At 59.1% G+C, this 25,550-nt stretch carries 29 protein-coding genes; 1 reads left to right on the top strand and 28 read right to left on the bottom strand.

Annotation, left to right across the window (positions count from 1 at the left end; genetic code table 11):
• Positions 1 to 44: 44 nt before the first annotated feature.
• From H5T64_04340 to H5T64_04225, 24 genes are all read right to left on the bottom strand, one after another.
• On the bottom strand, positions 45 to 1,346 hold the full coding sequence (locus tag H5T64_04340) for a 6-phospho-beta-glucosidase (protein MBC7263572.1): 1,302 nt from the start codon (positions 1,344 to 1,346) through the stop codon (positions 45 to 47).
• Positions 1,347 to 1,359: 13 nt separating this feature from the next.
• Positions 1,360 to 2,499, bottom strand: a complete 1,140-nt coding sequence (locus H5T64_04335) for an acyl-CoA dehydrogenase (protein MBC7263571.1) — start codon at positions 2,497 to 2,499, stop codon at positions 1,360 to 1,362.
• 93 nt (positions 2,500 to 2,592) lie between these two features.
• Complete coding sequence (locus H5T64_04330) at positions 2,593 to 3,069, bottom strand: Zn-ribbon domain-containing OB-fold protein (protein MBC7263570.1); 477 nt, start codon at positions 3,067 to 3,069, stop codon at positions 2,593 to 2,595.
• A 54-nt stretch (positions 3,070 to 3,123) separates the two neighbouring features.
• Positions 3,124 to 3,630, bottom strand: coding sequence for a Zn-ribbon domain-containing OB-fold protein (locus H5T64_04325; GenBank protein ID MBC7263569.1), 507 nt, complete (start codon positions 3,628 to 3,630; stop codon positions 3,124 to 3,126).
• Positions 3,631 to 3,645: 15 nt separating this feature from the next.
• Positions 3,646 to 4,812, bottom strand: coding sequence for a thiolase domain-containing protein (locus H5T64_04320; protein MBC7263568.1), 1,167 nt, complete (start codon positions 4,810 to 4,812; stop codon positions 3,646 to 3,648).
• Positions 4,813 to 4,823: 11 nt separating this feature from the next.
• Positions 4,824 to 5,975 carry an acetyl-CoA acetyltransferase gene (locus H5T64_04315; GenBank protein MBC7263567.1) on the bottom strand — a complete coding sequence of 384 codons (1,152 nt, stop codon included), beginning with the start codon at positions 5,973 to 5,975 and terminating at the stop codon, positions 4,824 to 4,826.
• 78 nt (positions 5,976 to 6,053) lie between these two features.
• Entirely contained in the window at positions 6,054 to 7,349 is a 1,296-nt protein-coding gene (locus H5T64_04310; protein MBC7263566.1) for a GTPase, read from the bottom strand.
• Positions 7,350 to 7,428: 79 nt separating this feature from the next.
• Positions 7,429 to 8,340: a bifunctional enoyl-CoA hydratase/phosphate acetyltransferase gene (locus H5T64_04305; GenBank protein ID MBC7263565.1), complete on the bottom strand. Its 912-nt coding sequence runs from the start codon at positions 8,338 to 8,340 to the stop codon at positions 7,429 to 7,431.
• Between the two features lie 37 nt (positions 8,341 to 8,377).
• Positions 8,378 to 9,073: a twin-arginine translocase subunit TatC gene (tatC, locus tag H5T64_04300; protein MBC7263564.1), complete on the bottom strand. Its 696-nt coding sequence runs from the start codon at positions 9,071 to 9,073 to the stop codon at positions 8,378 to 8,380.
• The gene (tatB, locus tag H5T64_04295; protein MBC7263563.1) at positions 9,052 to 9,441 is read right to left on the bottom strand and encodes a twin-arginine translocase subunit TatB; all 390 of its coding nucleotides are present in this window, start codon (positions 9,439 to 9,441) and stop codon (positions 9,052 to 9,054) included. The genes tatC and tatB overlap by 22 nt, the downstream gene beginning before the upstream one ends.
• 9 nt (positions 9,442 to 9,450) lie before the next feature.
• Positions 9,451 to 9,906 carry a transcription antitermination factor NusB gene (nusB, locus tag H5T64_04290; protein ID MBC7263562.1) on the bottom strand — a complete coding sequence of 152 codons (456 nt, stop codon included), beginning with the start codon at positions 9,904 to 9,906 and terminating at the stop codon, positions 9,451 to 9,453.
• A 10-nt stretch (positions 9,907 to 9,916) separates the two neighbouring features.
• Complete coding sequence (locus H5T64_04285; GenBank protein ID MBC7263561.1) at positions 9,917 to 10,264, bottom strand: Asp23/Gls24 family envelope stress response protein; 348 nt, start codon at positions 10,262 to 10,264, stop codon at positions 9,917 to 9,919.
• Between the two features lie 55 nt (positions 10,265 to 10,319).
• Entirely contained in the window at positions 10,320 to 11,069 is a 750-nt protein-coding gene (gene fabG, locus H5T64_04280; GenBank protein MBC7263560.1) for a 3-oxoacyl-[acyl-carrier-protein] reductase, read from the bottom strand.
• A 9-nt stretch (positions 11,070 to 11,078) separates the two neighbouring features.
• Complete coding sequence (gene fabD, locus H5T64_04275) at positions 11,079 to 11,966, bottom strand: ACP S-malonyltransferase (protein ID MBC7263559.1); 888 nt, start codon at positions 11,964 to 11,966, stop codon at positions 11,079 to 11,081.
• A 57-nt stretch (positions 11,967 to 12,023) separates the two neighbouring features.
• Positions 12,024 to 12,971: an enoyl-[acyl-carrier-protein] reductase FabK gene (fabK, locus tag H5T64_04270; GenBank protein MBC7263558.1), complete on the bottom strand. Its 948-nt coding sequence runs from the start codon at positions 12,969 to 12,971 to the stop codon at positions 12,024 to 12,026.
• A gap of 77 nt (positions 12,972 to 13,048) precedes the next feature.
• Positions 13,049 to 13,243: a 50S ribosomal protein L32 gene (gene rpmF / locus H5T64_04265; protein ID MBC7263557.1), complete on the bottom strand. Its 195-nt coding sequence runs from the start codon at positions 13,241 to 13,243 to the stop codon at positions 13,049 to 13,051.
• A gap of 28 nt (positions 13,244 to 13,271) precedes the next feature.
• Positions 13,272 to 13,790 carry a DUF177 domain-containing protein gene (locus H5T64_04260; GenBank protein ID MBC7263556.1) on the bottom strand — a complete coding sequence of 173 codons (519 nt, stop codon included), beginning with the start codon at positions 13,788 to 13,790 and terminating at the stop codon, positions 13,272 to 13,274.
• Positions 13,791 to 13,894: 104 nt separating this feature from the next.
• On the bottom strand, positions 13,895 to 14,398 hold the full coding sequence (locus tag H5T64_04255) for a hypothetical protein (protein MBC7263555.1): 504 nt from the start codon (positions 14,396 to 14,398) through the stop codon (positions 13,895 to 13,897).
• Positions 14,399 to 14,416: 18 nt separating this feature from the next.
• Positions 14,417 to 14,947, bottom strand: a complete 531-nt coding sequence (gene coaD, locus H5T64_04250; protein MBC7263554.1) for a pantetheine-phosphate adenylyltransferase — start codon at positions 14,945 to 14,947, stop codon at positions 14,417 to 14,419.
• A gap of 13 nt (positions 14,948 to 14,960) precedes the next feature.
• On the bottom strand, positions 14,961 to 17,366 hold the full coding sequence (recG, locus tag H5T64_04245) for an ATP-dependent DNA helicase RecG (protein ID MBC7263553.1): 2,406 nt from the start codon (positions 17,364 to 17,366) through the stop codon (positions 14,961 to 14,963).
• Positions 17,363 to 18,223: a DegV family protein gene (locus H5T64_04240; GenBank protein MBC7263552.1), complete on the bottom strand. Its 861-nt coding sequence runs from the start codon at positions 18,221 to 18,223 to the stop codon at positions 17,363 to 17,365. Before H5T64_04240 ends, recG begins: the two co-directional genes overlap by 4 nt.
• Complete coding sequence (locus tag H5T64_04235) at positions 18,220 to 19,065, bottom strand: DegV family protein (protein MBC7263551.1); 846 nt, start codon at positions 19,063 to 19,065, stop codon at positions 18,220 to 18,222. The genes H5T64_04240 and H5T64_04235 overlap by 4 nt, the downstream gene beginning before the upstream one ends.
• Before the next feature lie 30 nt (positions 19,066 to 19,095).
• Entirely contained in the window at positions 19,096 to 20,751 is a 1,656-nt protein-coding gene (locus H5T64_04230) for a DAK2 domain-containing protein (GenBank protein MBC7263550.1), read from the bottom strand.
• Positions 20,752 to 20,782: 31 nt separating this feature from the next.
• Positions 20,783 to 21,139, bottom strand: coding sequence for an Asp23/Gls24 family envelope stress response protein (locus H5T64_04225; protein ID MBC7263549.1), 357 nt, complete (start codon positions 21,137 to 21,139; stop codon positions 20,783 to 20,785).
• A gap of 125 nt (positions 21,140 to 21,264) precedes the next feature.
• On the opposite strand from H5T64_04225, the gene H5T64_04220 reads away from it, so the two are divergent.
• Complete coding sequence (locus H5T64_04220; GenBank protein ID MBC7263548.1) at positions 21,265 to 21,450, top strand: 50S ribosomal protein L28; 186 nt, start codon at positions 21,265 to 21,267, stop codon at positions 21,448 to 21,450.
• 67 nt (positions 21,451 to 21,517) lie between these two features.
• On the opposite strand, the gene H5T64_04215 is transcribed toward H5T64_04220, so the two are convergent.
• The 4 genes from H5T64_04215 to yqeC form a co-directional block, all read right to left on the bottom strand.
• A complete protein-coding gene (locus H5T64_04215) occupies positions 21,518 to 22,198 on the bottom strand; it encodes a ribulose-phosphate 3-epimerase (GenBank protein MBC7263547.1) in 681 nt (226 codons plus the stop codon).
• 101 nt (positions 22,199 to 22,299) lie between these two features.
• Positions 22,300 to 23,361, bottom strand: a complete 1,062-nt coding sequence (gene rlmN, locus H5T64_04210) for a 23S rRNA (adenine(2503)-C(2))-methyltransferase RlmN (protein ID MBC7263546.1) — start codon at positions 23,359 to 23,361, stop codon at positions 22,300 to 22,302.
• Positions 23,362 to 23,363: 2 nt separating this feature from the next.
• A complete protein-coding gene (locus H5T64_04205; GenBank protein MBC7263545.1) occupies positions 23,364 to 24,167 on the bottom strand; it encodes an HAD family hydrolase in 804 nt (267 codons plus the stop codon).
• Entirely contained in the window at positions 24,164 to 25,525 is a 1,362-nt protein-coding gene (gene yqeC / locus H5T64_04200) for a putative selenium-dependent hydroxylase accessory protein YqeC (protein ID MBC7263544.1), read from the bottom strand. The genes H5T64_04205 and yqeC overlap by 4 nt, the downstream gene beginning before the upstream one ends.
• Between the last annotated feature and the right edge of the window lie 25 nt (positions 25,526 to 25,550).

Below are 25,550 nucleotides of genomic sequence, written 5' to 3'. Positions count from 1 at the left end.
TAGAAGGGCCCAGCGATACGCCCCGTCGCTGGGCCCTTTCATGTTTACGGATAAAACTGGGGCAGAAACGGACGGTTGACTACCAACAAGTCTTCTAAGAGCGCTCTGGCCAGGTCTGCCTGCCGAATCAAGGGATGGGCCAATAGGGCCATGAACGACATCCGGCGGTCTCCATGCACCGCGGCTTCCACCGCCAGTTGTTCGTAAGTCTTCACCGCCTGCATCAGCCCTCGGATCACCGGCTCGACGTGACCCACCGGCAATGGCCTGGCCCCATCCCTATGGATCACGCAGGGGACCTCCACCACGGCGTCGGGTGGCAGGTCGGCAATACAATCGCCGTTGCGCACGTTCACGATTTGCTCGTCGCCGGTATCATTGTGAAGGGCACTGATCAGTTGGACGGCAGCGGTAGAGTAGTAGGCTCCGCCGCGCTGGCTTAGTTCTCGCGGCTTGCGCTTCAGGCGCGGGTCCTTATATTTCTCGAGGAGTCGCTGCTCCAGTTCCATCACCACTTCAGCGCGGTTCTTCTTCTCCTTTTTCTCCTCTTCTAACACTTGGGCGGTGTTGTAGTAATACCGCAGGTAGGGAGAAGGGAGCATGCGCAGCGCCCGAATCAACTCGCGATCGAAATACTTGCCTGCCAGGCGAGAGAGGATGGGCAATCGCAGGAAAAAGTCAATGTTGCCTAACACCCGCTCCATGCGATCCTCGCCATCTAGGTAGATATGGCGCACCCAACCGAGATGGTTGAGCCCCACGTAGCCTAATCGTACCCGCGCCGGATCCCAACGCATGGCCCGGGCGATCATCATCTTCATCGTGATGGGCACATTGCATAGTCCTATGACCTTCACCCCACCGTATTTCATGATCGCTTCGCTCACCAAGCCAGACGGGTTGGTGAAGTTGATGAGCCAGGCATCAGGGGCCAGTTCGCGCATATCGCGACAGATGTCTAATGCAACCGGGATGGTGCGCAGTGCTTTGGCGAAGCCGCCGACACCGGTGGTTTCCTGGCCGACGGTGTGGTGGCGCAAACCCAAGCGGATATCCTGGTTCCGAGCCTCCATCCCGCCGACACGGAACTGGCTGATGACGAAATCTGCCCCGGCGATGGCCGTCTGTCGGTCAGCAGTAGTGATGATCTGAATGCTTGCGCCGGCGGCGTTCACCATGCGCTGCGCAAATGCGCCTAGGATCTCCAGGCGAGTGGGATTGATGTCCATCAGCCAGATCTCGCCCACTGGCAATCTATCGCGGGCCTGGAGGCAGCCCTCGATTAACTCGGGGGTATAGGTGCTACCGCCGCCAATCACTGCGATTTTCAGCGCACAACCTGGCAAACCACTGCCTCCGCTACTTCAACACCTCGCGGGCGATCACCAGTCTTTGGATCTCGCTCGTGCCCTCGCCGATGGAGCACAGCCGTTGGTCGCGGTAGATGCGTTCGACCTCGTATTCGCGCATATAGCCGTAGCCACCGTGAATCTGGAGGGCTTTGAATGCAGCGCGTTCCGCGACTTCGGAGGCATATAACTTCGCCATGGCTGCCTCCTTGGTGAAGCGCACGCCCTGATCTTTCAGCGCTGCCGCCCGGTAGACCAGAAGCCTAGCGGCGTCAATCTCCGTCGCCATATCAGACAACATCCACTGGATGGCCTGGAAGTTGCAGATGGGCTGGCCGAATTGCACGCGCTCTTTGGAATAGCGCACCGCCTTCTCGAACGCGGCTTGGGCCAGTCCCAGAGCCATCGCCCCGATGCTGACACGCCCGCCATCCAGGGTGATGAGGGCCTGTTTGAAGCCTTCCCCCTCCTTGCCCAGCAGATTGCTGGCAGGGACCCGGCAGTCCTCAAAGAAGAGTTGCGAGGTAACCGAACCCTTGAGGCCCATCTTCTCCTCGTCGCGCCCCGGACGGAAACCGGGCGTGCCTTTCTCGACAATGAAACAGGAGATGTTCTTGGTCCCCGCCTCCCCACCGGTCCGCGCGGTCACGATTACCACTTCTGCGATCGAACCGGATGTGATGAAGATCTTCTGCCCATTGATGACCCAATGGTCGCCATCGCGCACAGCGGTGGTGCGGGTCGCACCAGCATCGGACCCGGCCTCGGGTTCAGTCAATCCGAAGGCCGCCAACCCCTCGCCCGATGCTAACCGGGGCAGGTACTTCCGCTTTTGCTCCTCGGTCCCAAAGGCGTAGATGGGGAACAGGCCCAGTGAAGTATGAGCAGCCATAGTGATGCCGGTGGAACCACACGCCCGGGAGATTTCTTCCACGGCGATGGCATAACTCACAGCGTCGCCGCCCGCTCCGCCGTACTCCTCGGGGATGGTGAGGCCCATCAACCCCAGTTGGCCCATCTTGCGGATGATGTCCCAGGGAAACTTGCCACTGTGATCAGTCTCGGCAGCGATGGGGCGGATCTCTTTCTCTGCGAAGTCACGGACCATCTTGCGCATCATGCGCTGCTCTTCGTTCAGTTCAAAGTCCACAGGTTCAGACCTCCCGGATATTCTATCGAAGTGAGTTCATCTCCAGACCCCATCTCCTCACCGACGGATTTCGTGCCCTGCTGCGCCAAACGGTCACGCAACGGGTCTGAAGTACTGGATGTCCAAAATGGAGCCCACACGCTCTGCCTTAGGCTTGAACACAGCCTCGACTGGCAGGCCGATGTACACCTCCTCCGGCTCGATCTCGCCTAGGTAATGCACCAGTCCGCCGTCGGCGTCATCCAGTTGCACGAAGGCAATGATTTTGGGTTGCTCCAGAGCAGAGCCATCCAGACCCAGGTGTAAGACGGTGAAACTGTGTACCGTTCCCTGAGGGCCCACCTCCAGCCACTCGTCCAATTTCTCAAAGCACTGCTCACAGTAGAGACGCGGTGGCACGTAAATGCACCCACAACTCGGACAACGCGTGCCCAACAGTTGGCCGCGTTCTTTGATCTCGCGGAAGAATCGCTCTCCGGCCAGACCCATGGTGTAGCGATAACGGGTCGGGATCTCGCCCTCCCAGGCTCTGGCCTCGCGCAGTTCTCCCAATCGCTCTGTGATAGCCATAGAGGTACCTCCTCCTAAGTTGTTGAGACGGTGGGGCAACCCCACCTCGCTCTTTCACAACGGCTTGAAATGCCGTATGTCGGTGATGGCCCCCTCGCGCTCTTCTGCCGGCTTCCACACGGCCTTAACGCGCATCCCGATGTGTACCGCCTTGGGATCTACCTCGCCCAGTAGATGCAGGATGCCCATGCCTTTCGAGGCGCCATCTATCTCGATCACTGCGGGGATTTGAGGCTCGGTCAACTCTCGCATATCCCAGGTGACATAGCACAGGGAGAACGTGCGCACTGTGCCCGTATCCTGAAAGTAGACCCACTCGTCGGTGGGACGGAAGCAATGTTCGCAGAACATCCGCGGCGGGATCATCACCCGTCGGCATCCCCAGCACTGGCGTCCGATCAAGTGACCGGCCTTCAGTTCGGCTAGATAACGGCCGATGGCCACCCCTGCATCCCAGGCATAGTGCGCCTTGGGCACCCACTCGGTGAAGAGGATCCGCCCTTTCTGAAAGTCTTTCTCCGAAAGGGGGGTTCCCGGAAACTCCTTGATATTGACAGTCATGGTCTCGCTCCTTCTCTATACTCCGAGCACTACCACAGTGCCGACTTGCATTAGATCGCCCCAGGCCTGGGCTACGCCCCGCTTGGGATTGCCGGGCACCTGGCGGGCGCCGGCCTCACCGCGCAATTGCCAGAAGATCTCTGCCACCTTCATCAGGCCGGCTGCAGCGATGGGATTGCCCACCCCCAGGAGGCCTCCCGATGGACACACCGGCAGATCCCCAGTGCGCTGGGTGACGCCATCGGCCGTCAGACGCGGCGCCTCGCCCTTGTCCGCCAGGAGCAGCCCCTCGAGGTGATGTAGTTCCTTATAGTCGAAGGGATCATAAGGCTCGGCAATGTGGATTTGCTTGCGTGGCTCGGTGATGCCCGCCATCTTGTAGGCCATGCGCGCCGCCTCTTCGACGTAGGTGGGATAGGAGAGGTCACGGTTGGTCCAGTAAGCGGTGTCCAGGCTCCAGCCGACGCCCTCAATCCACACCGGCTTGTCGGTGACACGCCTGGCCACATGGTCCGCCGCGAGCACAATGGCCACCGCCCCATCTGAGATCGGGCTCACATCCAGACGCTGCACCGGCCAGGCCAGCACTTCGGAGTTGAGAACATCCTCCACAGTGATGTTTGGATCTCCCAAGAGGGCGCAGGGGTGGTCGGCGGCATTCCGCTTGTTTTTGACAGAAACCAGGGCAATGTCGCGTTTATCCAGGCCATAGCGAGTCATATAGGCGTTCATTTCCAGGGCGAAAATCCACAGCAGGTTAGGCCCCAGCGCGCGCTCGGTGGTGTGGTCGAAGATAGTGAGGAAAGCCCCCTGCGGGTGCGGTTGGCAGGACGACATCTTCTCCTCGCACACCACCAAGCAGGTATCGAACAGGCCGCTGGCCACGTGGTACCAACCCTGGATCACCGCGAAGACCCCGGTTCCACCGCCCACATACGAGCGCATATAGGGCTTTCCCAATGCCCCGGCTCCGTCGCTGAGATACTCGGCTTTCATGTGCACGCCGTCGAAAGCGTCCGGCGCGGTGCCCAGGCACACGGCACCGATGTCATCCAGCGTCAGTTCACAGGAATCCAAGGCCATCTTGCTGGCCTGGAAGGCCAGTTCCTTGCCTGTTTCTTGGGCGCGGCGGACGAATTTGGTCATCCCTGCGCCCACAATGGCTACTCTGCGTTTGCTCATCTTGCACCTCTTCAGTTGCTCAGCACGATTGCCGCGCCGCTGGTAGTAGGCAGGCCCCGCCAGCCGAAAGCCAGCGCCAGTTCGGCGTCTTCCACTTGTCGCGGCCCGGCCTGGCCGCGTAACTGCCATACGACCTCGAGAACGCGGGCCAGCCCGGAAGCATCCAATAGATGCCCACAGCCCAGGCTGCCACCAGAGGGATTGATTGGCAGGTCGCCGGTGATTTCAGTCGCTCCCTCTTCAGTGAGGATGCCCGCCTCTCCAGGTTGACATAAACCGAGGGCTTCCATATGCTGCAATTCTTTGTAGGCGAAAGTATCGTCCACTTCGGCCAGGTCCAAGTCATACCGAGGGCTGCGGAGGCCAGCCATGCGATAGGCCATCTGGCCGGCCAGGCGCGCATACCACGCCTCGCTCCAGGAGCGGCTCTCCAACCAGAAAGTGTCGTTGCACCAACCCACGCCCCGGATCCAGATGGGCGCATCGGAGAGGGCACGCGCTGTCTTCTCCGAGGCCAACACCATGACGATGGCTCCGTCGGCATGGGGTGCGATTTCCAGTTGCGTCAACGGCTCGGCCACTGGCGCCGAAAACAACACTTCCTCCGGCGATATATTGGCCGGGTGAGCGGCGATGGGGTTCTGCAGGGCGTTGGCTTTGTTTTTGACTACCACCTGGGCGCACTGGAGAGGGGTGGTGCCAGTTTCAAATAGATAGCGTTGCATCTCCATGCCAGCGATGAAATAGGGATGGGCTGCCAGGGGGCGATTGAAGACCGGGTCCATAGCGAAGGCCATAATCTCCGGCTTGGTGAGGATGTTGGAGGCCTTGGAGTGGCCCTCCACGACGACGATGTCCATCGCACCGGTCAAGATCTGCATGTAGGCAGCGATCAGGCCGTGGATGCCATCGCCGCCAATCGTATGCACTGGCTTCAAGACGCCGCCCAACTGGTCGGGAACATATTCGTCAAAGATGCTGGTGCCCTCGTTGTAGTCCTCGGCTACGGTGACGAAACCGTCCACATCTGCTCTGGGATCAATCCCGGCCTCCTGATATGCCCTCACCGCGGCCTCAAACATCATCTCTTTGTAAGAGAGGTCCGGGGTGAGAGAGCGATATCCGCTGTAGCCAACGCCAATGATGGCGACTTGTTCGATCATGTCACTTCCTCCTCGAAGGTATTATGAACCGCTGTCCATATATTTACGGTACAGATGGTAGCATCACCTCCTTTCATCTCAGGCGAATCGGGCCACCAGTATGTCCTTGAGTGTGGGCTGGCCAATTTCCTGGAGTTCATAGCGCACGCGAACGGTCGGCGGGCGGATGTGGAGAATACGCCGCAAGTCAATCGGCGTGGCCACGATGACCAAATCGCAGGGCGTGGCATTGATGGTCTCTTCGAGATCGCAGACCTGCTCTTTCCCATAGCCCATGGCTGGGAGCAGTGGCCCGGTGTGAGGATACTTCTCGAAGGTGGCGGCGATGCTGCGCACTGCGTAGGGCCGCGGGTCCACGATCTCGGCAGCCCCGAATTTCCGGGCGGCTACAATCCCAGCGCCGTATTGCATTTCGCCGTGGGTGAGAGTCGGCCCATCCTCGACCACCAAGACCTTTTTCCCGCGGATAGCCTCCCAGTTCTCCACAAAGATCGGCGATGCAGCCTCTACAAGAACCGCTCTGGGCGCTGTGGCCAGCGCGTTCTCACGCACGGCGGCGATGCTGCGCAAGTCGGCAGTGTCAATCTTGTTGATGACCACCACATCGGCCAGGCGTAGGTTGGCTTCGCCGGGGTGATACTTGAGTTCGTGACCCGCCCGATGCGGGTCCGTCACGACGATGTGCAGGTCAGGCTGGTAGAAGGGCAAGTCGTTATTGCCCCCATCCCATAGTAGGATATCGCACTCCTTCTCCGCTTGGCGCAGGATCACCTCGTAGTCCACCCCAGCGTAAACGATGTTGCCCCGATCCAGGTGCGGTTCGTATTCCTCCCGCTCCTCGATGGTGCATTCGTAGCGGTCGAGGTCGGCGTAGGAGGCGAAGCGTTGCGCCGTCTGTTTCACCAGGTCCCCGTAAGGCATGGGGTGGCGCACGACCACCACCTTTTTGCCCAGTTCTTTGGTGAGGATATCTGCCACGCGGCGGGTGGTCTGGCTCTTGCCGCTCCCCGTGCGCACGGCGCAGACGGACACGACCGGCACCTTGGCCTTGAGCATAGTGCTCTTTGTCCCCATCAGCCGGAAGTCGGCACCGGCAGCCAGGACTAGAGAAGCCCTGTGCATGACATACTCGTGGGATACATCCGAATAAGCGAAGACCACCTGATCCACGCTGTGTTTGCGGATCAGGTCCGCGAGTTCCTCCTCCGGGTAGATGGGAATACCTTTGGGGTATAGTTTGCCGGCCAGGGCGGCGGGGTAAATGCGCCCTTCAATGTTGGGGATCTGCGTAGCGGTGAAGGCCACGACTTCGTAGGCTTTGTTATCGCGGAAGTAAACGTTGAAGTTGTGGAAGTCGCGGCCTGCCGCGCCCATGATGACCACACGTTGTTTATTCACCGTACTGGCTCCCTTGATTCAGTCTCATGGCGTCCTGAAGAAGCGCCCTTTTTGGCTAACCCTTTCCGGCGATGAGTGCGCCGGCTGCGATACAGACCAAGCGGGTCTGGGGTGGGTCGGCGCGAGAACCGACCACGAGCGGTGCCCTGGCCCCTACCACCACTCCCGCCATCATGCCTCCGGCGAAATAGGTGATGCCTTTAGCCATGATGTTCACTGACTCGACATTGGGGCCTACCAGTATATCTGCCTGGCCTGCCACCGGCCCGCTCAATCCGCGTGCCCTGGCGATCTCTGGCGAGACAGCGCTATCCAGGAGCAAGGGGCCGTCCACGTAAGCCCGCTCGCTGGCCCAACGTTCGCGCATGGCCACAATGCCTGCTATTTCCACGGTCAGAGGGACATTGGGCAACACCGTGTCGGCGGCGGCCAGGAGCGCCACTCGGGGCCACTCGATCCCCACCTTGTGAGCAACCTCGATGGCGTTGCGGATGATCTCTACCTTTTGCTGCAGGGTGGGGTAGAGCACTACGCCGCCGTCGGTGATGAACAACAGGCGTTCAAAGCCAGGCACCTCAAAGATACCCACGTGGGAGATGAGGCGTTCGGTACGCAGCCCGTTCTCGCGGTCCAAGGCGGCCTTCAAGAATTTGCTGGTCTCAATTTGCCCTTTGACCGCTACCCGGGCCTCGCCAGAGGCCACAATGCGCATGGTGCGGTTAGCAGCCGCCTCCGGGTCCGGTTCGGGAACAATGTGCAGGCGTCGGGGGTCAATGCCCTGTTGGCGGGCCAGAGTCATAATGGCTGTTTCATTGCCCACGAGGAGGGGCTCCACGATGCCACGCCGTTGTGCTTCGTGGGCGGCGAGGATCACTTCCTCCTCTTCGGCAGCGGCGATGGCCACCGGCACAGGTCCAAGCGAGGCGGCGAATTCCAGAAGGTGCGTGTAGTTCGCAATGATTGGCATGTCTATGTCTCCTTTGACACGGACATCCGGTCAGGCATTACGCAAACCTCGACAGCAACACGCCTGCCTCATACATCAGACATAGTGGAACCATAACCAATAGCATATTGAAAGGGTCTGGTGTCGGTGTAATGATAGCCGCCAAAACAGCCGAGGCGAGCAAGGCGTATTTCCGATTCTCGGAGAGAAAGGCAGTCGAAACAACGCCCAGTTTCGTGAGGAAAAATAAAAGCAAGGGAGTCTCGAAGATAACACCGGACCAAAAGAGCAACGTGGTGACAAAAGAGACGTACTCCCCGATCGCCCACCGAGCCTCGGCGATGTCGCCGCCGAAGGTGAGCAGGTAGCGCAGGGCAAAGGGGAGCAAGATGAACTGGGCGAAGAGTATCCCGATGACGAAGAAGACGCTGGCTGTGGGTATGGCCAGGAAAACGTAGCGACGCTCGTTCGGCTTGAGGGCAGGCAGGGTGAAACGAAGAACTTGGTAAACGATAACCGGCATTGCCAGGACCATGCCAGCCAGGAGCGCGACCCGAAAATAGGTGACGAACATCTCGGTGGGCCGAAGAAAGATGGGCTTGATGCCCGCCGGGGCGATGAGAAGACGTAATATCCGATCGGTGAAAGCGAAACTAATAAATGTAGTTAGCACCAATGTCACCACACAGATGATGAGCCGGGCCCGGAGTTCAGAGAGATGCTCCAGGATGGTCATCCGGCTCTCGTTGGCCACGCCGCTTCCTCCTCATTCCGAGCGGGTGCGACTTCCCCTGAGGTCTCGCCTGGCCTCTCGCTGAGATGGCCTGCCTTTGTCGTTTTCTCCGTTCCCTCCCGCAGGTTTGGCAGGGCAGTGGTTCTCTGTATATCTTCCTGCAGGCCCTCGAGTGCGCGGGAGGCATCCTGGAGTGGGGCAACCTCTTTCTCCGTTTCTTGTAACTCGTGCATCAGTTGCGAAGTGAATTCTGAAGACGCTTGCTGTAATTGGCGCATCGCATTGCCCAGGCTGCGCGCTACCTCGGGTAGCCGCTCTGGCCCCAGAACGATGAGAGCAATGATCAAGATGACAAAGGCCTCCATCGGCCCAATGTTCAGAAAATTCATCTTTTCCTCTCAAGACTGGGTAGTGGAGGCGGTCTCGTGTTGGAAATATTTGGCGGTCAGGTCAGCGGACTGGGCCGCGACCGTCCCCAGGACCCCGTTTACAAACCGACGCGAACTCTCGCTCCCGAACGTTTTCGCCAGTTCGACAGCCTCATTGATGATCACCTTAACCGGCGTCTCGTTGTCCGATAGCATTTCATATATGGCCATTCGCAACACGTTACGGTCTACGCCCGGCAATTGCTCCACCGGCCAGTTGGGTGCCACCCGGGCAATGATGGCATCCAGTGCAGAGCGGTGGTCCAATACCCCTTGTACCAGTTTTCTGGCAAACGCTACCACTGCCTCAGAGAGATCATCCTCTTCCGTCAGATAAGCCAACACCTTCTCTGGGGCATGGCCTACCAGATCCACTTCGAAAAGCGTCTGCAAAGCGGTAACACGAGCCAGATGTCGGGGCCTCACGGTCTTGCTCTCACTTCTTCGTCGCTGGTTCCTCGACGTCCACGATGTGCACGTTGATCTCGCGCACTGGCATCCCGACGATGTCCTGGATGGCGCGCGCCACTTGGGTCTGGATCTCGCGACTGACTTTCAACATGTTGACGTCGCGTTGCACGGTAATGTAAAGGTCCATGGAAACAACGTTGTCTTCGACGCTCAGATACACTCCCTCGCTGAAGTACGGCCGCAGCAAACCCTTCACGCCTTGCATGAAACCCTTGCTCATCCGCACCACGCCCGGCACGCTGAGCGTGGTTAGCCGGGCGATGGTGGCCAGGACGTTGGGAGCGACGGTAACACGACCAGGTTGACCTTCCATAAAGAGTTCCCTCCTATAAGGGCGACCCGCTGAACATCCGCCAGCCGCGACTGTTTCAGCCACTCATGGACAAGCCGCCATCTACGGCGAGCACTTGACCGGTGATGAAACTGGCTTCGTCGGAGGCCAGGAACGCCACGGCAGCAGCGATGTCTTCCGGTGTGCCCGCCCGGCCCAAAGGCGTCATCTTGATGGCCAGGTCCACGTATTCCTGTGGCAGAGTGGAAGTGAGCACAGTGGGCACGTAGCCCGGTGCCACGGCGTTACACGTGACCCCGCGTGCTCCGGACTCCTTGGCGATCGCCTTGGTGAGGCCAATGATGCCTGCCTTGGCTGCACAGTAGTTGACTTGCCCAGGGTTACCCGCCAAGCCAGCGACCGATGTGATGTTCACAATGCGTCCGTAGCGGTTTTTCATCATGTGGCGCTGGACTGCGCGGCAGGTGTGAAAAGTGCCCTTCAGGTTGGTATCCAGGACGATGTCCCAGTCTTCTTCGGACATGCGCATGAGCAGGGCGTCGCGCGTGGTACCGGCATTGTTGACCAGAATGTCCACCTTGCCATACGACTCGATCGCCTTCTGGATGAGAGCCTCCGCCTGAGCCGCATCGCTGACGTCGCCTTGGACGGCCATTGCCTCACCACCCTTGGCCTTGATGGCGGCGACGACTTCCTCGGCCTCCTTGGCGCTGGCGCGATAGTTGACCACCACCTTGGCCCCCTCGGCAGCCAGACGCTCGCAGATAGCGCGCCCGATGCCGCGAGTGCCCCCTGTGACTACAGCTACCCGTCCCTCGAACCTCATACTTGCTCCTTATCCATCTCCTCGCAGGGCAGCCACCGAGGCTGCATCGCCGACGTTTACCAGTTCCACGCCTTCCTCAGTGCGGCGGATCAACCCGGTGAGGACATTCTTTGGGCCGAACTCCACGAAACGCTTCACACCTTGTCGTGCCAGATGGTGCACTGACTCTACCCAGCGCACTGGGGAGGTGAGTTGGGCCACCAATTCGGCGCGGATTTCCTCGGCTCGGCGGATTGGCCTGGCCGAAACATTGCCGATAATGGGTACACGGGCGGCGTGGATGGGCGTTCGCTCCACTGCCAAAGCGAGAGCCCGTGCGGCCTCGGCCATCAGCGGCGAGTGCGAGGCAACGGTCACCGCCAGTTCTATCACTCGCTTGGCTCCCCGCTCACGGGCTCGAGCGATGGCCATCTGCAGCGCTTGTTTGTGCCCGGAGATAACCACCTGTCCCGGTGAGTTGTAATTCGCTACCTGGACCACTTGGCCTGTTTCCTGGCTGGACTCGCGGCAGATGTCATCCAGCACCTCATCCGCGATGCCCATAATGGCAGCCATACCGCCGGGATTTTTCTCTCCTGCTTCCTGCATCACGCGCCCGCGTTCGCGGATCAGGCGAATGCCGTCCGCAAAGTCCAGGGCGTCGGCGGCAACTAAGGCGGCGTATTCTCCCGAACTGTGACCCGCGACATAAGCGGGCTGCCACGGCAGCCTGCCCTCCAATGCGCGCAGGCAGGCGATGCTGACCGTGAAAATAGCCGGCTGGGCGTTGAGGGTGTCGGTGAGGACCTCCTCTGGCCCCTCGAAGCAGAGAGTGCTGAGGGCAAAGCCAAGGGCCTCATCTGCCTCCTCGAAAGTTCGCCTGGCCTCGGGATAGGCAGCATACAAGTCGCGACCCATGCCCACGAATTGGGAACCGCCGCCAGGAAACACGAACGCTGTATCCACCCCACGCTCCTATTGGATGAAATGTGGCATCCGCCGGATAATCCCTTCGGCTTCTGTCACAATGCGTTCGATCAGTTCTCGGCAGGGCACCACGTCATGGATCATCCCCGCGATCTGTCCGGCCATGAAGGAACCGTTTTCGACATCTCCCTCCACGACAGCCAATCGCAACTTGCCTGTGCCGAACTCTATCAGTTCCGCTTCGGTGAAGCCGCCTTTCTTCTCCATTTCCTCGAATTTACGGGTCATCGGGTTGCGCAAAGCCCGTACGGCATGGCCAACGCTTTCCCCAGTCGTGATGGTAGCCCGGTCGCCCGCGCGGATGATCATCTGTTTGTAGTTCTCATGCACCACGCACTCCGTGGTGCAAATGAAGCGCGTGCCCATTTGAATGCCGGCTGCGCCAAGGGCCAGGGCCGCCGCCAGGCCCCGGCCATCGCCTATGCCACCTGCAGCAATGACCGGGACTTTGACCGCGTCCACAACTTGCGGCACGAGCGGGAAGGTGCACACATCTCCGATGTGCCCGCCACTTTCCATGCCCTCGGCCACGATGGCATCGGCACCGGCGCGCTCCAGTCGCTTCGCCAGAGCGACTCCGGCGACCACAGGGATAACTTTGATGCCCGCCTGGCGCAGGGCCGGGATATAGGGGGCCGGGTTGCCCGCCCCAGTGGCGACCACAGGCACCTTTTCCTCGATACATACCCTCATGACGCTGTCCAACTCTGGCGTGAAGAGGGGTATGTTAACCCCGAATGGTTTGCTCGTCATCTCGCGGGTGCGATGGATCCAATCCCTCACCAGATGCGCCGGAGCGTTGCCCGCACCAATGATACCAAGCCCACCTGCCTCCGATACAGCAGAAACCAGTTCGGGGGTTGAGACCCAGGCCATGCCTCCCTGGATGATAGGATGCTCTATTCCGAGCAGATCGCAAAGCACTGTCTTGATCATCATCCCTTCCTTTACCTACGCTGGGCAATGTCTGCCGATAGCAAAGCGAAAGTCAGACCAATGGCATTCCAAGACCATTAGGCCTTTTTCTTGGTTTTGATCTCGATGATTTCTACACCCTTGTAGGTGCCGCAGGAAGGACAGGCGTGATGTGGGAGCCGCGGTTCGTGGCATTGAGGGCAAAGGATGACTTGCCTGGCCTTCAACGCCATGTGGCTGCGACGGCGATCTCGCCGACCCTTAGAAATCCTTCTTTTCGGTAACGGTGGCATATCGCTTACAAACTCCTTTCTTGATAGACTATAGCAATTCCCGCAACTTCGATAATGGCAGATCAGCGCTATCACTCTCGCAGTTGCAGGTCTCGGTATTCAAGTTAGCGCCGCACTGCGGACAGAGGCCCTTACAATCCTCACGGCAAAGAGGGAACGGTGGTAACGCCAACAGGATGCTCTGACGCACCACCTCTCGCAAATCAAGGGTGTGGTGGGCATCAATGCGCGTTGCCTCCTCGTCATCATCAGGGAGGGGAAGAGTGGCCCCAGTGTTGATATCTATTGTGGGCCGGAATTCCTCCTCCAATGTGATGGAAACGGGAATGCGAAAGGGCTCCAGACAGCGTCGGCAGTTTACCCAAACTTCCGTATGCAGACCTCCCGTCACGAGAATGCCTTTGGCAGTGCGTATCAACCGAATCGAACCCACCAGCGGTGCTGCCACTTCGAGTTCAGGGTCAAGGTCTGAGATATCCGCCTCGATTGGGTATTGGCGCGTCGTGCCGGTGGGTTGCTTCAACAGTTGTGAAACATTATATTGCATGTTAAACACCTTCTGGTGCCCTCAGGATTCGGTATTCCGGGCACCTGTGCCTCCGCGGATCGTTCGCGGAATCGCGCACATTATAGACGCCAGCGGGTGTTGTGTCAAACCTCTTCCGGCAGGCGTTCGCCTTCAGCCGCCTCGGGCGGCTTGCCGGACTCCGCCTGCCGTCGCTCCAAAATGCGTAGGCCGTTGAGAATGGTCTGGTGAAGAGTGCTCAATTGCTCTTCTATCTGGCTGAGCACCTCGTAGGCGTATTCATCCGCCCCGCGGCGCATCTCTTCGGCTTCCTGTCGGGCCTTAGCGAGGATTTCCTCAGCCTCCTTGCGCGCCGCGGCGCTGATTTCATTGTCATTGACCAACTTTGCCACCTCGTTTCGAGCCTCCGCAATGATGTGTTCTGCTTCCGCTCGCCCCTGGGCAATGACAGCCTCTTTCTCTTGCAGGATTTTCTCTGCCTCTCGCACCTGTTTGGGAATGCTGACACGCAATTGATCAATGGCGTACAGGAAACGCTCCTCATCAATCACGGTCTTGTTGGTCAATGGCACACGCCACCCCTCGTTAAGAAGGGCCTCCAATTGGTCCACCCAAGCAAGGATCTCCATAAAGCCCCCTTTTTCGTGTCAATCGCGCAGTGAGATGAGTTTCACGTTCGCTTCCGCGCGTGCTTTGGCATCTGCAAATTTCTTGGCCAGAGCACCTGCGACGTGGGGCGGTACCATTTCTTCCAGACAGCCACCGGCCATAGCGACTTCTTTCACGATGCTCGAACTGAGAAAAGCGTATCGGATATCTGTCATCAGGCAGATCATATCTATCTCCGGTGCGAGTTTGCGGTTGATCTGGGCCATCTGGAATTCTAACTCAAAGTCGGAGATCACTCGCAAGCCCCGCACGATAAACCTGGCTCCCAGTTGGCGGGCGAAATTGACCGTGAGACCAGAGTAACCCTCCACCCTCACGTGGGGGAGGTCCTTCAGCGCTTCGTTGGCCATCGCGATCCGTTCTTCGGTGGAGAAAAGCAGGCTCTTCAATGGCCGGTCGTAGATGCCGATCACCAACTGATCGAACAGGATAGCTGCCCGGCTAGCAATATCGATGTGCCCATTGGTGATGGGATCGAAGGTGCCTGGGTACAATCCAATGGTCTTCATTTCATTGCTCCCTCTAACTGAGATCGCCCTTCGTCTGCCAGAACTCGGCTACCTGTTGGGCCAGGGCCTGATATTCTGGCAGGGAGAGCGTTGGATCGCGCTCGAAAATTTCCTTTGCCGCTGTTCGAGCCGTCTCTAAAACGTGCACGTCGCTGAGCCTCGCCACCTTTAAGTCGGGTAACCCCGCTTGCCTGGTGCCGAAAAACTCGCCGGGCCCGCGCATTTTCAGGTCTTCTTCGGCCAGTTTGAAGCCGTCATCGGTCTCCTCGATGATGCGCAGGCGCTGTTCGCCCTCCAGGCTGGGGGTGTCGGCGAGCAGAAGACAGTACGACGGATACTCGCCCCGCCCCACGCGCCCGCGGAACTGGTGAAGTTGGGCCAAGCCGAAGCGATTGGCCCCTTCCACCAGCATGACGGTGGCATTTGGCACATCAATGCCCACCTCCACGACGGCAGTGGAGACCAAGATATGATACTCCCCGCGGCGGAACGCATTCATGATCGCTTCCTTCTCCTCGCCCTTCATGCGACCGTGGAGTAGTCCCAGTTTCAGGTCAGGGAATATCTCCGATTGGAGGCGCTCGTATTCGGCGGTGGCGGCGCGAGCCTCGATTTTCTCGGATTCCTCTACCAAGGGGCAAATGATGAAGGCTTGTCGCCCTTGCTCCACCTGGGCGCGGACGAAGTTGTAAGCGCGTTCGCGCTCCAAGGCGGAGAGCCAACGAGTTTCAATCCGCTGCCGTCCAGGTGGCATCTCATCAATGACCGAGAGGTCGAGGTCGCCGTAGATGGTGAGGGCCAGGGTTCGGGGGATGGGCGTGGCGGTCATGACCAGGACATGGGGACTATATCCTTTGCTGCGCAAGGCCGCACGCTGGTTCACTCCGAAACGGTGCTGCTCATCAATCACGGCCAGGGCCAAGTCTTTGAAAACCACGCTTTCCTGAATCAGAGCGTGGGTGCCGATCACGATGTCCACTTCCCCGGCAGCGATGTTGCGATGGAGGGTTTCTTTCTCCCCTTGGCTGAGACTGCCTATCAGCAGGCGTATGACGGGGCGAGGAAACGTTCGCCCTTGCCTGGCGGCGCAGTCGGCGGCAGCCTCAAGCAAAGCGGAGATAGTTTGATAATGTTGTTCGGCTAAGATCTCCGTGGGGGCCATAATGGCTGCCTGTGCCCCATTGGCAACGGCATTCAAGAGGGCGGCAGTGGCGACGACGGTCTTGCCAGAACCCACATCGCCCTGGAGCAAGCGGCTCATAGGCTTGGCCTTGGCGAGGTCGGCCAGTATCTCCTCCAGGGCGCGTTGCTGAGCATTAGTCAGCACGTAAGGTAAAGAACTGACAAAGGCGTGGATCAGGTCATGGTCAATCGTGAGCGGCCGCCCTGGCCATTGCTGCCATTCCCAGCGTTGGCGCAAAACACCCAGTTGGATGAGCAAGAACTCGTCGAAGCACAACCTCCGTCGGGCTGCTTCTAACATCTGGCGATTATCTGGGAAGTGGATCTGACTCATTGCAGTTGGCAGACTGATCAGATCGTATTTCCGGCGCAATTCTTCTGGGAGGGGATCACGAAGATGTGGGGCCCAGAGATCGATCAGAGACTTGATCAATCGGCGCAACCATCGCGCTCCAATCCCTTCGGTGAGCGGATAGACCGGGACCAGGCGCGCGGTGTGAATCAATTCCCGTTCCAGGGGTTCCCAGGCTGGCGAAGACATAGTCAAGCGCCCCAGATAGGCTTCGACCTTGCCACTCAGGACAATCTGGCGTCCTGGCTGTAGCCGCTGGGCAAGATAGGGCTGGTTAAACCAAGTTACCTGCATGGTAGCGGTGCCATCGGAGACCAGGGCCTTGGTGATGACTTGGCCACGGCGGCTCTCGCGGTTCTGCACTTCCCAGATGGTGGCGATAATGGTGGCCTCTTCGCCATATCGGAGTTGGGCGATGGTCTTGAGGGCACTGAAGTCGTCATAACGGCGTGGGAAAAGGTATACTAGGTCTCCCACAGTGCGCACACCCAGGCGTGCCAGCCGCCTGGCATAGGCGGTGCTGACGCCTCGGATGGATGTAACAGGGGAGTCGAGGGTGAAAGCCGGCTCTTTGGGCTGACTGGGGACGGGCGCAGGCGTTGGCTCACCTGGCTTCGTCACTGGCGAAAACTCCCTCAGCCTCTTTAGAGCGACCTCGATGGCGGTGCGCCGTTCAGCATCCGCTTTGCTAGCGTAGTCATGCAGGGTGGTCTTGATCTCATCAACAAGCCTGTGTTCTGCCTCGTTCTCGGCAGCCTGCTTGGTCTCTTCCACCCACCTCCGGAGCAATTTGTCGAGCCCGCCGATGACCACCCGGTCTTGGCAACCTTGCTTTTGCTCCTCGGCTAATATCTTGGTCAGTTTCTGAATCGCAGAAGTGATCATAATGGCTCTACTCGCTCTGATGAGGCCAGGACGCAGGCCACACCCACAGCGCCCGGCCCAGCGTGGCTGCCGATGCCGACATCCGCCCGGGCCATGATGATGCGCTCTTTAGGGTAAAGCGCTGCCAGCATCTCGGCCAGTCTCGCCGCTGCCTCTGGGGCATTAGTGTGGATCACAGACGCTTCCTGTAACGGCCCGAAACCGCGCACGATGTCCATCAGGTAATCAAGCCCCCTTTGCATAGTGCGTGCCCGCCCTTTGAGAATAGGGTCACCTCGGTCTATCAGGATCACCGGCTTGATTTGAAAGATCGTCCCGAGGAAGGATATCACCCAACTGATACGCCCACTTCGGGCCAAGAAATATAAGTTATCTACGCAAGCAACGACGCGAATGCGGGGCACCAAGTCGCGCACTAGGGCGATGACCTCAGGGAACGAACAGCCCTGGCGGACGGCGCGTGCGGCGGCGATCACCAAGAGCCCCATGCCCATCGTGAGTGACTCGGAATCCACAACCTCGATGTCCACATCGGAGAGCATCTGCGCACCCAGGAGGGCAGCGTTATACAACGCGCTCAGACGCCGGGACAGGTGGATGGCCAGGACGTGTTCGGCTCTCTTCGCCAACTGCGTGTAGACCTCTGCGAACACACCGGGGGCTGGTGCAGCGGTCTTCGGTACTTCTTGGCCGTGGGCAAGGAGGGCGTAGAATTCATCTGGGCCCAAATCTGAATCCCAATAGCATTTCTCGCCCACGTGAATGTGGATGGGGATCACAGTGATATCCAGTTCTTTGGCTATCGCAGATGGGATATCCGCGACGCTGTCGGTAACAACAGCGATCCTGTCGCTCATTGCAGCAGACCCTCGTAAACGATAACGCCAATTGCTTCGGGGCCCAGTTGCGTGGCCAACACTGGGCCATAGGTACGGATATCCACCTCTTTTTCCGGGTAGATCTCGTTGATGCGTTCCGCCAGCATGTTGGCTTCTTCGGTGATGCGGCCCTGTAAGATGGTGATCTGTTCCAGATGCACGAACTCCGCCACGAACTCGAACAATCGGTCCACCGCTCGCCCCCGAGAACGCACCCTCTCCAGCGGTTGTATCTCTCCCTCCTCCAGGATCAGGAGGGGTCTGATGCCGGGCATACCCAGCGCGGTGCGAGTGCGTTGTAGCCAGCCCCCGCGTTCCAAGTAACTCATGTTCTCGACGAAGAAGACCACGTAGATGTGGGGGATCATGCCCCGCAACATACGGACGAGGTCATCCACGGGCATGCCCCGGGCAGCGGCCTCGGCAGCGGCAGTAACCAGGATCTCCAGACCGCAGGAAATCAAACGCGAGTCCAGAACCACGATTTCGTTGCGACCGATGAACTCATTGGCTGCCCTTAATGCAGCGCGGTAAGCATCAGACAGCCTGGAAGAGGAGTGAATAGAAAGAATGCTCTCCCTGTCTCTGCTCAGCCGGCCGTAGACGTCGGCGAATTCCTCAGGCGTAGGTGCTGAAATGTAAGGCATCCCTTGGCCGCGAGTGGCTAAGCGATAGAAATCCGCCTTACTGAGGTCTACGCCATCCCGATATACTTTGGAGCCGATATGGATATGCATGGGCACCACGGTGATGCCCAACTCTTCCGCTCGCTCCGGCGGAATCTCTGAGGCGCTATCGGTAACTATCTTCACGCTCTCCATGCGAATACCGCTTTCTCCGTAGAGCCGATTTTATTCCACTGAAATAATATAGTCGTAATAAGGTTGGCCGCCATCCAAGATTTCGACTTCTTGCTTTGGATAGAGTTCGCGGATCATAGCGGCCACCTCTTCCACTTCTTGGGGTGTGGTTGTGGCCCCGTAGTAAACAGTGATGATCTCGTAGTCTTGAGCATTCATTTGCCTGAGCATTTCGCGCACCACGGCTAAAAGTTCATCGCTGGCTGTGGTTAGAACGCCATTGAGCAGGCCGATGATCTGCCCCTCCTTTATGTCCAAGCCGTTGACCTGAGCAGCACGCACTGCCCGGGTGATCTCGGCAGTCTGGATGTGTTGCGCTGCGCGCTCCATCAGTGCCAGGTTCTCTTCCAGATCTGCTTGATAATTGAAGGCCAATAGTGCGCTGATTCCCTGTGGGATGGTCTTGGTAGGCACCACTGCGGTCTGCTTGCGGCTCAGTTGGCGCGCCTGCTCTGCCGCCAGGAGAATATTCCCGTTGTTGGGCAGGACAATGACCTTTTCATTCTCGAGCCCCTCGATTGCGTTCAGGAGTTGCTCGGTGCTGGGGTTCATCGTGGGTCCACCCGGAACGATGCGACTGGCCCCCAGGCTCTCGAAGATGCGCTCGAACCCTGGCCCATTCACCACAGCGACAACGGCAATGTCGCTCAGACTGGCCGCCGGCGTGACCACGCGCTCTTGAGCAGCGGTGTAAGCCTCATATTGAGCCTGCATGTCCTCGACTACAACATCGCTGATGCTGCCCTGTCTCACAGCGTAGTCCAGGATGGCCCCGGGCTTCTCGGCGTGAACGTGCACTTTGATGGTGTGCTGGTCACCTACGACCAGTGCCGATTCTCCCATCTTGGAGATGGCATCGCGGATGCCCTCCAAGTCGAGATTCTCGCCCTTGAGGATGAATTGGACATCATAACCGTATTGTCTGCCAGGTGCAACGGTCGCCTGTGGTACTTGCACAGCCTGTGGCGCGGGACTTACCGTCTGACCCTGAAGGGCACGCAACGCACCCTCGAAAATGAGCACCAACCCCTGGCCGCCGGCATCCACAACCCCGGCCTCCCGCAGAACATCCAGCAGGAGAGGCGTGCGTGCCAGAGATTGTTTGGCCTCCGCCACCATTCGTTCGAGCACGTAGACGAGGTCGCTGCACTTGGCAGCAGCGGCCACGGCGGCGGCGGCGGCCTCGCGGGCCACCGTAAGAATCGTGCCCTCTACGGGACGGATGACGCCTTTGTAGGCTATGGCAGCGCCCTCTTGTAGGGCGGCGGCGAACTCAGCAGCGCCGCAACGATCTTTGCCGTCGAGGCTCTTTGCCATGCCGCGGAAAATCTGCGAGAGAATGACGCCGGAGTTACCGCGCGCTCCCATTAGTGCCCCGTGTGCCACACTCCGCACCACAGCAGATAGCGATTGTTCGGAGACACTGGACATCTCCCGAAGTGCAGCCTGCATGGTCAGATACATGTTGGTGCCTGTATCTCCGTCCGGAACCGGGTAAACGTTCAACGAATTGACGTACTCCATCTGGTTTTCAAGCCAGGCAAGTCCCGCCTGGATCATGCGCTTGAAAATGGCTCCATCACAAGACCGCATTTCCGGGTAGGTATGGGTTTCTCCTTTCGTTGCGCCCGGTTTATCTTGGTCCAAGTTCGGATACCTCCACTGCCTTTCTCATTCCTCAATCTTGCTCGCTCACTCGCAATCCTTGGACGTGCACGTTGATCTGATGTATGGGGACGCCGAGGGAGCGTTCCACTTGGAACTTCACGTTCTCCATGATGTTTTGTGCTACCTCGGAGATGCGAGTGCCATATTCTATGATCACATACAGGTCAATGATGATCTTGCCATCTTGCAGGGTTACTTCCACGCCGCGGCGGTAACTTTCAGGGTGTAATAGTTCTGCCAGGCCGTGGCGTAGAGTTACCGCTGCCATACCCACCACTCCGTAGCATTCCAGAACGGCCTGGCCAGCCAGGCTGGCAATAGCCGAGGGTGCGACCTCAACACGGCCCAAGATCATACTCTCTTTCATGCGAACCTCACTTGTACTCCACTACCAGTTTGCGAAAAGCCGATAATTGTGGTATCATTTGCCCCGAAAAATCAGCCAGGAGAAGGGGCAGAAATCCAAACCTGGCTCTGGAAAGAGGTTGTTTCATGTCTGCAAAATGCGATATCTGTGGCAAGGGACCGCTATTCGGTCACAACGTCAGTTTTTCCAAGCGGGCCACGAACCGCCAATGGAGACCCAATCTCCAGAAAGTCACCATCCGTGTGGATGGCCAAAAGCGAGTGATGATGCTGTGCACCCGCTGTCTGCGCTCACTGTATAAGGCGAAGTGACCTTCCGATCCCATTATCCCCACAACACCCAAGACCAGTGTCCCGTTCTGGGACGCTGGTTTTGCTTTTATCGCGCTCGACTCGCTGCCTTGCGAATGGCAGCGATGGCTGTCACTACTCCCTCGGGGGCAGCGAAGATGGCAGCCCCCGCCACGAGCATATCCGCACCGGCTGCAACCAGGCGGGGGGCAGTGATCGGGTTGACCCCTCCATCTACCTCCAGGTAAGCCTCGGAAGCGCGGGCGTCGAGTAGTTCCCGCACCCGGCGCACCTTGTCCAGCATCCCTTCGATGAATTCCTGCCCCCCAAATCCAGGATTCACCGTCATCACCAGCACCAGGTCCGCGTAGGGCACGATCTCCTCCAGGAGAGCGACCGGGGTGGCAGGGTTGATCGCTACCCCTGCCTTCGCCCCCAACTCTTTGATCTGTTGCACCGTGCGGTGTAGGTGTGGGCATGTCTCCTGGTGCACAGTCACGCACGATGCCCCTGCCTCAATGAACACCGGGATATACCGCTCCGGCGATTCGATCATGAGATGGGTGAATATCGGCAGCCCCGTGACCCGCCGCACAGCCTGGACCACCAGTGGACCGACCGTGATGTTGGGGACGAAGTGCCCATCCATGACGTCCACGTGGATCACGTCGGCACCGCCTGTTTCGGCCAGGCGCACTTCTTCGCCCAAGCGGCTGAAATCGGCGGACAAAATGGATGCTGCGATCTGGACTGGTTTTTGCTTGCTCACACGCTAATAATACACACGTTTGGGCAAAAAAGCAAGACTTTTTGAAGGGAAAAATCCCGAATTTATGGCGGAATCGAATGGGGGAGGGTATTTCGCCCGTGCTATTTGCCTCGTCGTTGTTTGGCCTGCACTTGTCCCCGCAGTTGCCCACAGCCGGCGGCGATGTCCAGGCCCCGACCCAACCGCACCGTGGCCGGGATGCCCCTCGCGGTGAGGATGCGCTGGAATGCAACGACGCGCTTGCGAGGAGAGGGTTGGTAAGGGCAGTCGGGCGTCGGGTTGAGGGCAAAGAGATTCACATGACATAATAATCCATGTAGGAGATCGGCAGTCTCCTCGGCCAGGGCGTTGGAATCGTTGACCCCATCCATCAGTGCGTACTCGAAAGTGAGGCGGCGGTGGGTCTTGCCAAGATAGTAGCGACAAGCGGCGAGCAATTCGTCGAGAGGATAGCGCCGGTTCAGAGGCACCAGTTTGTCCCGCAGTTCGTCGTTGGGGGCATGGAGGGAGATGGCCAGCCCTACCTCGCGGTCGGCCTCGGCCAGACGGCGGATGCCAGGCACATAGCCAGCCGTGGAGATGGTAATGCGCCGTGCCCCCAGGCCAAACCCCCGTTTGTCATTCAGCCTTTCGATCGCCGCCCAAGTGGCGTCGTAATTGAGCAGGGGTTCGCCCATGCCCATGATCACCACGTTGGTCAGGCTTTGGTCAGATGCTTTGAGTTCTCGGGCGAAATAGAGCACCTGTTCTACGATCTCGCCGGCGGTGAGGTCGCGAGCGAAGCCGGCTTGACCGGTGGCGCAAAACGGGCAGCCGATCGGGCAACCCACCTGAGAGGAAACGCATACCGTACGGCGACCCTCGTAGAACATGAGCACCGCTTCGATGGCCTCGCCATCGCGCAGTCGGAAGAGAACCTTGCGCGTCAGGCTGTCGGCCGAGACCTGCTCGCTCACTGGTGTCAGCGTTCTCAAGGTGGCCTGCTTGGAGAGATCAGCGCGTAGAGAAGCCGGCAAATTGGTCATCTCTTCGAAGTCCGCCGCCAATGATCGGTAAATCCAGCGGTAGAGTTGATCCCTACGGTAATTAGGCTGACCTAGATTGGACAGCCACTTCCCCAGTTCTTCGTAGCTTAATTCCGTGAGCGGAATTTGCTCAGCCATTGTCAATCCATCTTCCAAGCCCGGGCGCAGGCTTGACCCAGAACCTCCAGGTTGTCGAAAACCCAGTCTGGCTTCACTGGGGCACCCTCGATTTCTTCGCGTCGCGCGACCCCGGTGAGCACCAGGATCGTGGCCAATCCGGCATTGTGGCCACCCAGGATGTCTGTATCCAATCGGTCGCCGATAATAGCAGTGCGTTCTGGGCAAGCACCTATCTGGCGCAGGGCGATGTCGAACATCGGTCGGTGTGGCTTCCCGATCACGGTGGCGCGAACGTCTGTGGCGGTCTCGACCGCGGCGAGGATAGCACCAGCACCGGGCACCAGGCCCTCTTCTAAGGGCAGGGTGCGGTCGGAGTTGGTGGCAATCAATTGCGCGCCGCGCCGGACGGCCAGTGCAGCGGTGCGCAGTTTCGCGTAAGTGAGTTGGCGGTCCAACCCCACCACTACAACGGTGGCATCCATCCCCGCGTCCATAAAGCCGGCCTGCCGTAGCGCCTCGCGCACACCATCCTCGCCGATGAAATATACACCCGTGCCAGCGGGGACCATTGTAGCCAGGTAGGCTGCCGTTGCCTGGGCCGAAGTGAGTAATTCTGCAGGCGATATATGGATGCCCATACTGGCCAAATGATCCACGTTTTGCTCCGGCGTGCGGGTGGAATTGTTGGTGAGCAGGAGGAACTTCCGCCCCGCTCGCCGCAGGAGCGCCAGGAAGGAGTCCGCGCCGGGGGTGGGCTGGGAGCCACGGTACAGTACACCATCCAAGTCTATCAGGAAGCACTCGATATCGCGGAGTTCAGTCACTTTCCCCACCTTTCCATAACCTGCTGGTAATCGGCCAGAGTATCCACATCGTACAGAATGGCATCATCCTCCACTTCTACCAAATGCGTGCGGTCCTGATAACGGGCTATGAGCGTGCGACCACCTATGTCGCCCTGCAAACTCGCTAATTCGTCGAAGAGTAGGCGGTCGAAGAGAACGGGGTTGCCCCGTTGCCCCCGGTAGGTGGGCGCTACGATGGGATACTCGCAACCATAATAGGCGAGCAGTAGTTCCTCCATCAGGCGAGTTGAAATGCCCGGATAATCCGCCAGGATGAAGAGGGCAGCGTCTATTTCCGGGCGTAGCACGCCGAGCCCAACCCGAATGGATGTAGAGATGCCTTCTGCCCAGCGCTTGTTGACCACTACGTCCACGGGGTAGGGCAGTGCGCTCAAGTCAAGGGCCTCCCGGATTCGCATAGCCCCATAGCCCAGAACCAGGACGACTTGATCCAATGGAGCATCGCAGACAACGCGAATTGCGTGCTGCAATAGCGTCGTGCCTCGGTAGAGGAGGAGCTGTTTGGGTCGCCCGAAGCGGCGCGATCCGCCCGCGGCGAGGATCACCGCCCCCACTTTGCGCCATACCTCGGTTATGGGATCTGGACTGGAAACCGAACCGAGCAGGACCCGCGAGATCGCATGGTGATTTTTGAGATGCCGGGCGATGGCACGGGCTGCGACCAGCGTGGATTCATCTTCCACTTTGTTCAGCAGGGGCATCACCTTTGCCCCTGGCGGAACGCCTTTAAGGGCGCCGTCGGGGTGGGTGAGCAAGCGGGTGATGGTGTCCTCGGTGATGGGTGTTCCCGGTGGGGTGTCCGTCAGCGTTGCTATCCGGTCGGGGCGGTGGGCGATGCGGGAGTCCAGAGGAGCACCTAAGGCGTCCATCCCCACCACAGGGATGACGATGTGGGTGCACGGTGGGATGACCGGCTCGTACTCAGCCGGCGCTTTGATAGAGAGCCCTCGCGCTCCATCGGCCTCTACGAGAATGGCATCGGCCACGCCCATCAGCAAGCAAACGACATCGGGCTCAAGTCCGCGCAACTTGTTTTCGGGCGTGTGTCCGGCCGCAGCGCAGACGATGGGGGTCTTTTCGAAAGCCGCGCCGATATCGTGCCGCAGTGCATCTGCATCCTCGCTGAGACAAAGAGCACCTGCTTGCTCAGGTGTGGGAGGGCGGATGTGGGTGGTTGTGGTAACGACCACACGCCGATTTGCTGCTGCCAGTTCCTGGGCCAGGGCAAACATGGCGCTGGTCTTTCCTCCCGCACCGACGAAAGAGACGCAGAATGTACCCGGACGGACTTCACCGAGCGCCCGCGCGATTCTCAATGGGTCCTCCGTGGGATGGGCCAGA

The organism is Chloroflexota bacterium (assembly GCA_014360825.1).
Lineage (GTDB): Bacteria > Chloroflexota > Anaerolineae > UBA2200 > JACIWT01 > JACIWT01.
This window is presented reverse-complemented; position numbering and strand designations above follow the sequence as displayed.

Coding starts and splice junctions, on each gene's coding strand:
- H5T64_04325 (MBC7263569.1), bottom strand. CDS start 3,630: ATGACTGTCAATATCAAGGAGTTTCCGGGAACCCCCCTTTCGGAGAAA.
- H5T64_04305 (MBC7263565.1), bottom strand. CDS start 8,340: ATGCCAATCATTGCGAACTACACGCACCTTCTGGAATTCGCCGCCTCG.
- H5T64_04315 (MBC7263567.1), bottom strand. CDS start 5,975: ATGATCGAACAAGTCGCCATCATTGGCGTTGGCTACAGCGGATATCGC.
- tatB (MBC7263563.1), bottom strand. CDS start 9,441: ATGAATTTTCTGAACATTGGGCCGATGGAGGCCTTTGTCATCTTGATC.
- H5T64_04240 (MBC7263552.1), bottom strand. CDS start 18,223: ATGAGCGACAGGATCGCTGTTGTTACCGACAGCGTCGCGGATATCCCA.
- H5T64_04260 (MBC7263556.1), bottom strand. CDS start 13,790: ATGCAATATAATGTTTCACAACTGTTGAAGCAACCCACCGGCACGACG.
- H5T64_04285 (MBC7263561.1), bottom strand. CDS start 10,264: ATGGAAGGTCAACCTGGTCGTGTTACCGTCGCTCCCAACGTCCTGGCC.
- H5T64_04310 (MBC7263566.1), bottom strand. CDS start 7,349: ATGGGCGCGGCAGGCCGCGACTTCCACAACTTCAACGTTTACTTCCGC.
- rpmF (MBC7263557.1), bottom strand. CDS start 13,243: ATGCCACCGTTACCGAAAAGAAGGATTTCTAAGGGTCGGCGAGATCGC.
- fabK (MBC7263558.1), bottom strand. CDS start 12,971: ATGATCAAGACAGTGCTTTGCGATCTGCTCGGAATAGAGCATCCTATC.
- fabG (MBC7263560.1), bottom strand. CDS start 11,069: ATGAGGTTCGAGGGACGGGTAGCTGTAGTCACAGGGGGCACTCGCGGC.
- recG (MBC7263553.1), bottom strand. CDS start 17,366: ATGATCACTTCTGCGATTCAGAAACTGACCAAGATATTAGCCGAGGAG.
- H5T64_04255 (MBC7263555.1), bottom strand. CDS start 14,398: ATGGAGATCCTTGCTTGGGTGGACCAATTGGAGGCCCTTCTTAACGAG.
- H5T64_04225 (MBC7263549.1), bottom strand. CDS start 21,139: ATGAAAGAGAGTATGATCTTGGGCCGTGTTGAGGTCGCACCCTCGGCT.
- coaD (MBC7263554.1), bottom strand. CDS start 14,947: ATGAAGACCATTGGATTGTACCCAGGCACCTTCGATCCCATCACCAAT.
- H5T64_04320 (MBC7263568.1), bottom strand. CDS start 4,812: ATGAGCAAACGCAGAGTAGCCATTGTGGGCGCAGGGATGACCAAATTC.
- H5T64_04235 (MBC7263551.1), bottom strand. CDS start 19,065: ATGGAGAGCGTGAAGATAGTTACCGATAGCGCCTCAGAGATTCCGCCG.
- H5T64_04330 (MBC7263570.1), bottom strand. CDS start 3,069: ATGGCTATCACAGAGCGATTGGGAGAACTGCGCGAGGCCAGAGCCTGG.
- rlmN (MBC7263546.1), bottom strand. CDS start 23,361: ATGGCTGAGCAAATTCCGCTCACGGAATTAAGCTACGAAGAACTGGGG.
- fabD (MBC7263559.1), bottom strand. CDS start 11,966: ATGGGTCGCGACTTGTATGCTGCCTATCCCGAGGCCAGGCGAACTTTC.
- H5T64_04220 (MBC7263548.1), top strand. CDS start 21,265: ATGTCTGCAAAATGCGATATCTGTGGCAAGGGACCGCTATTCGGTCAC.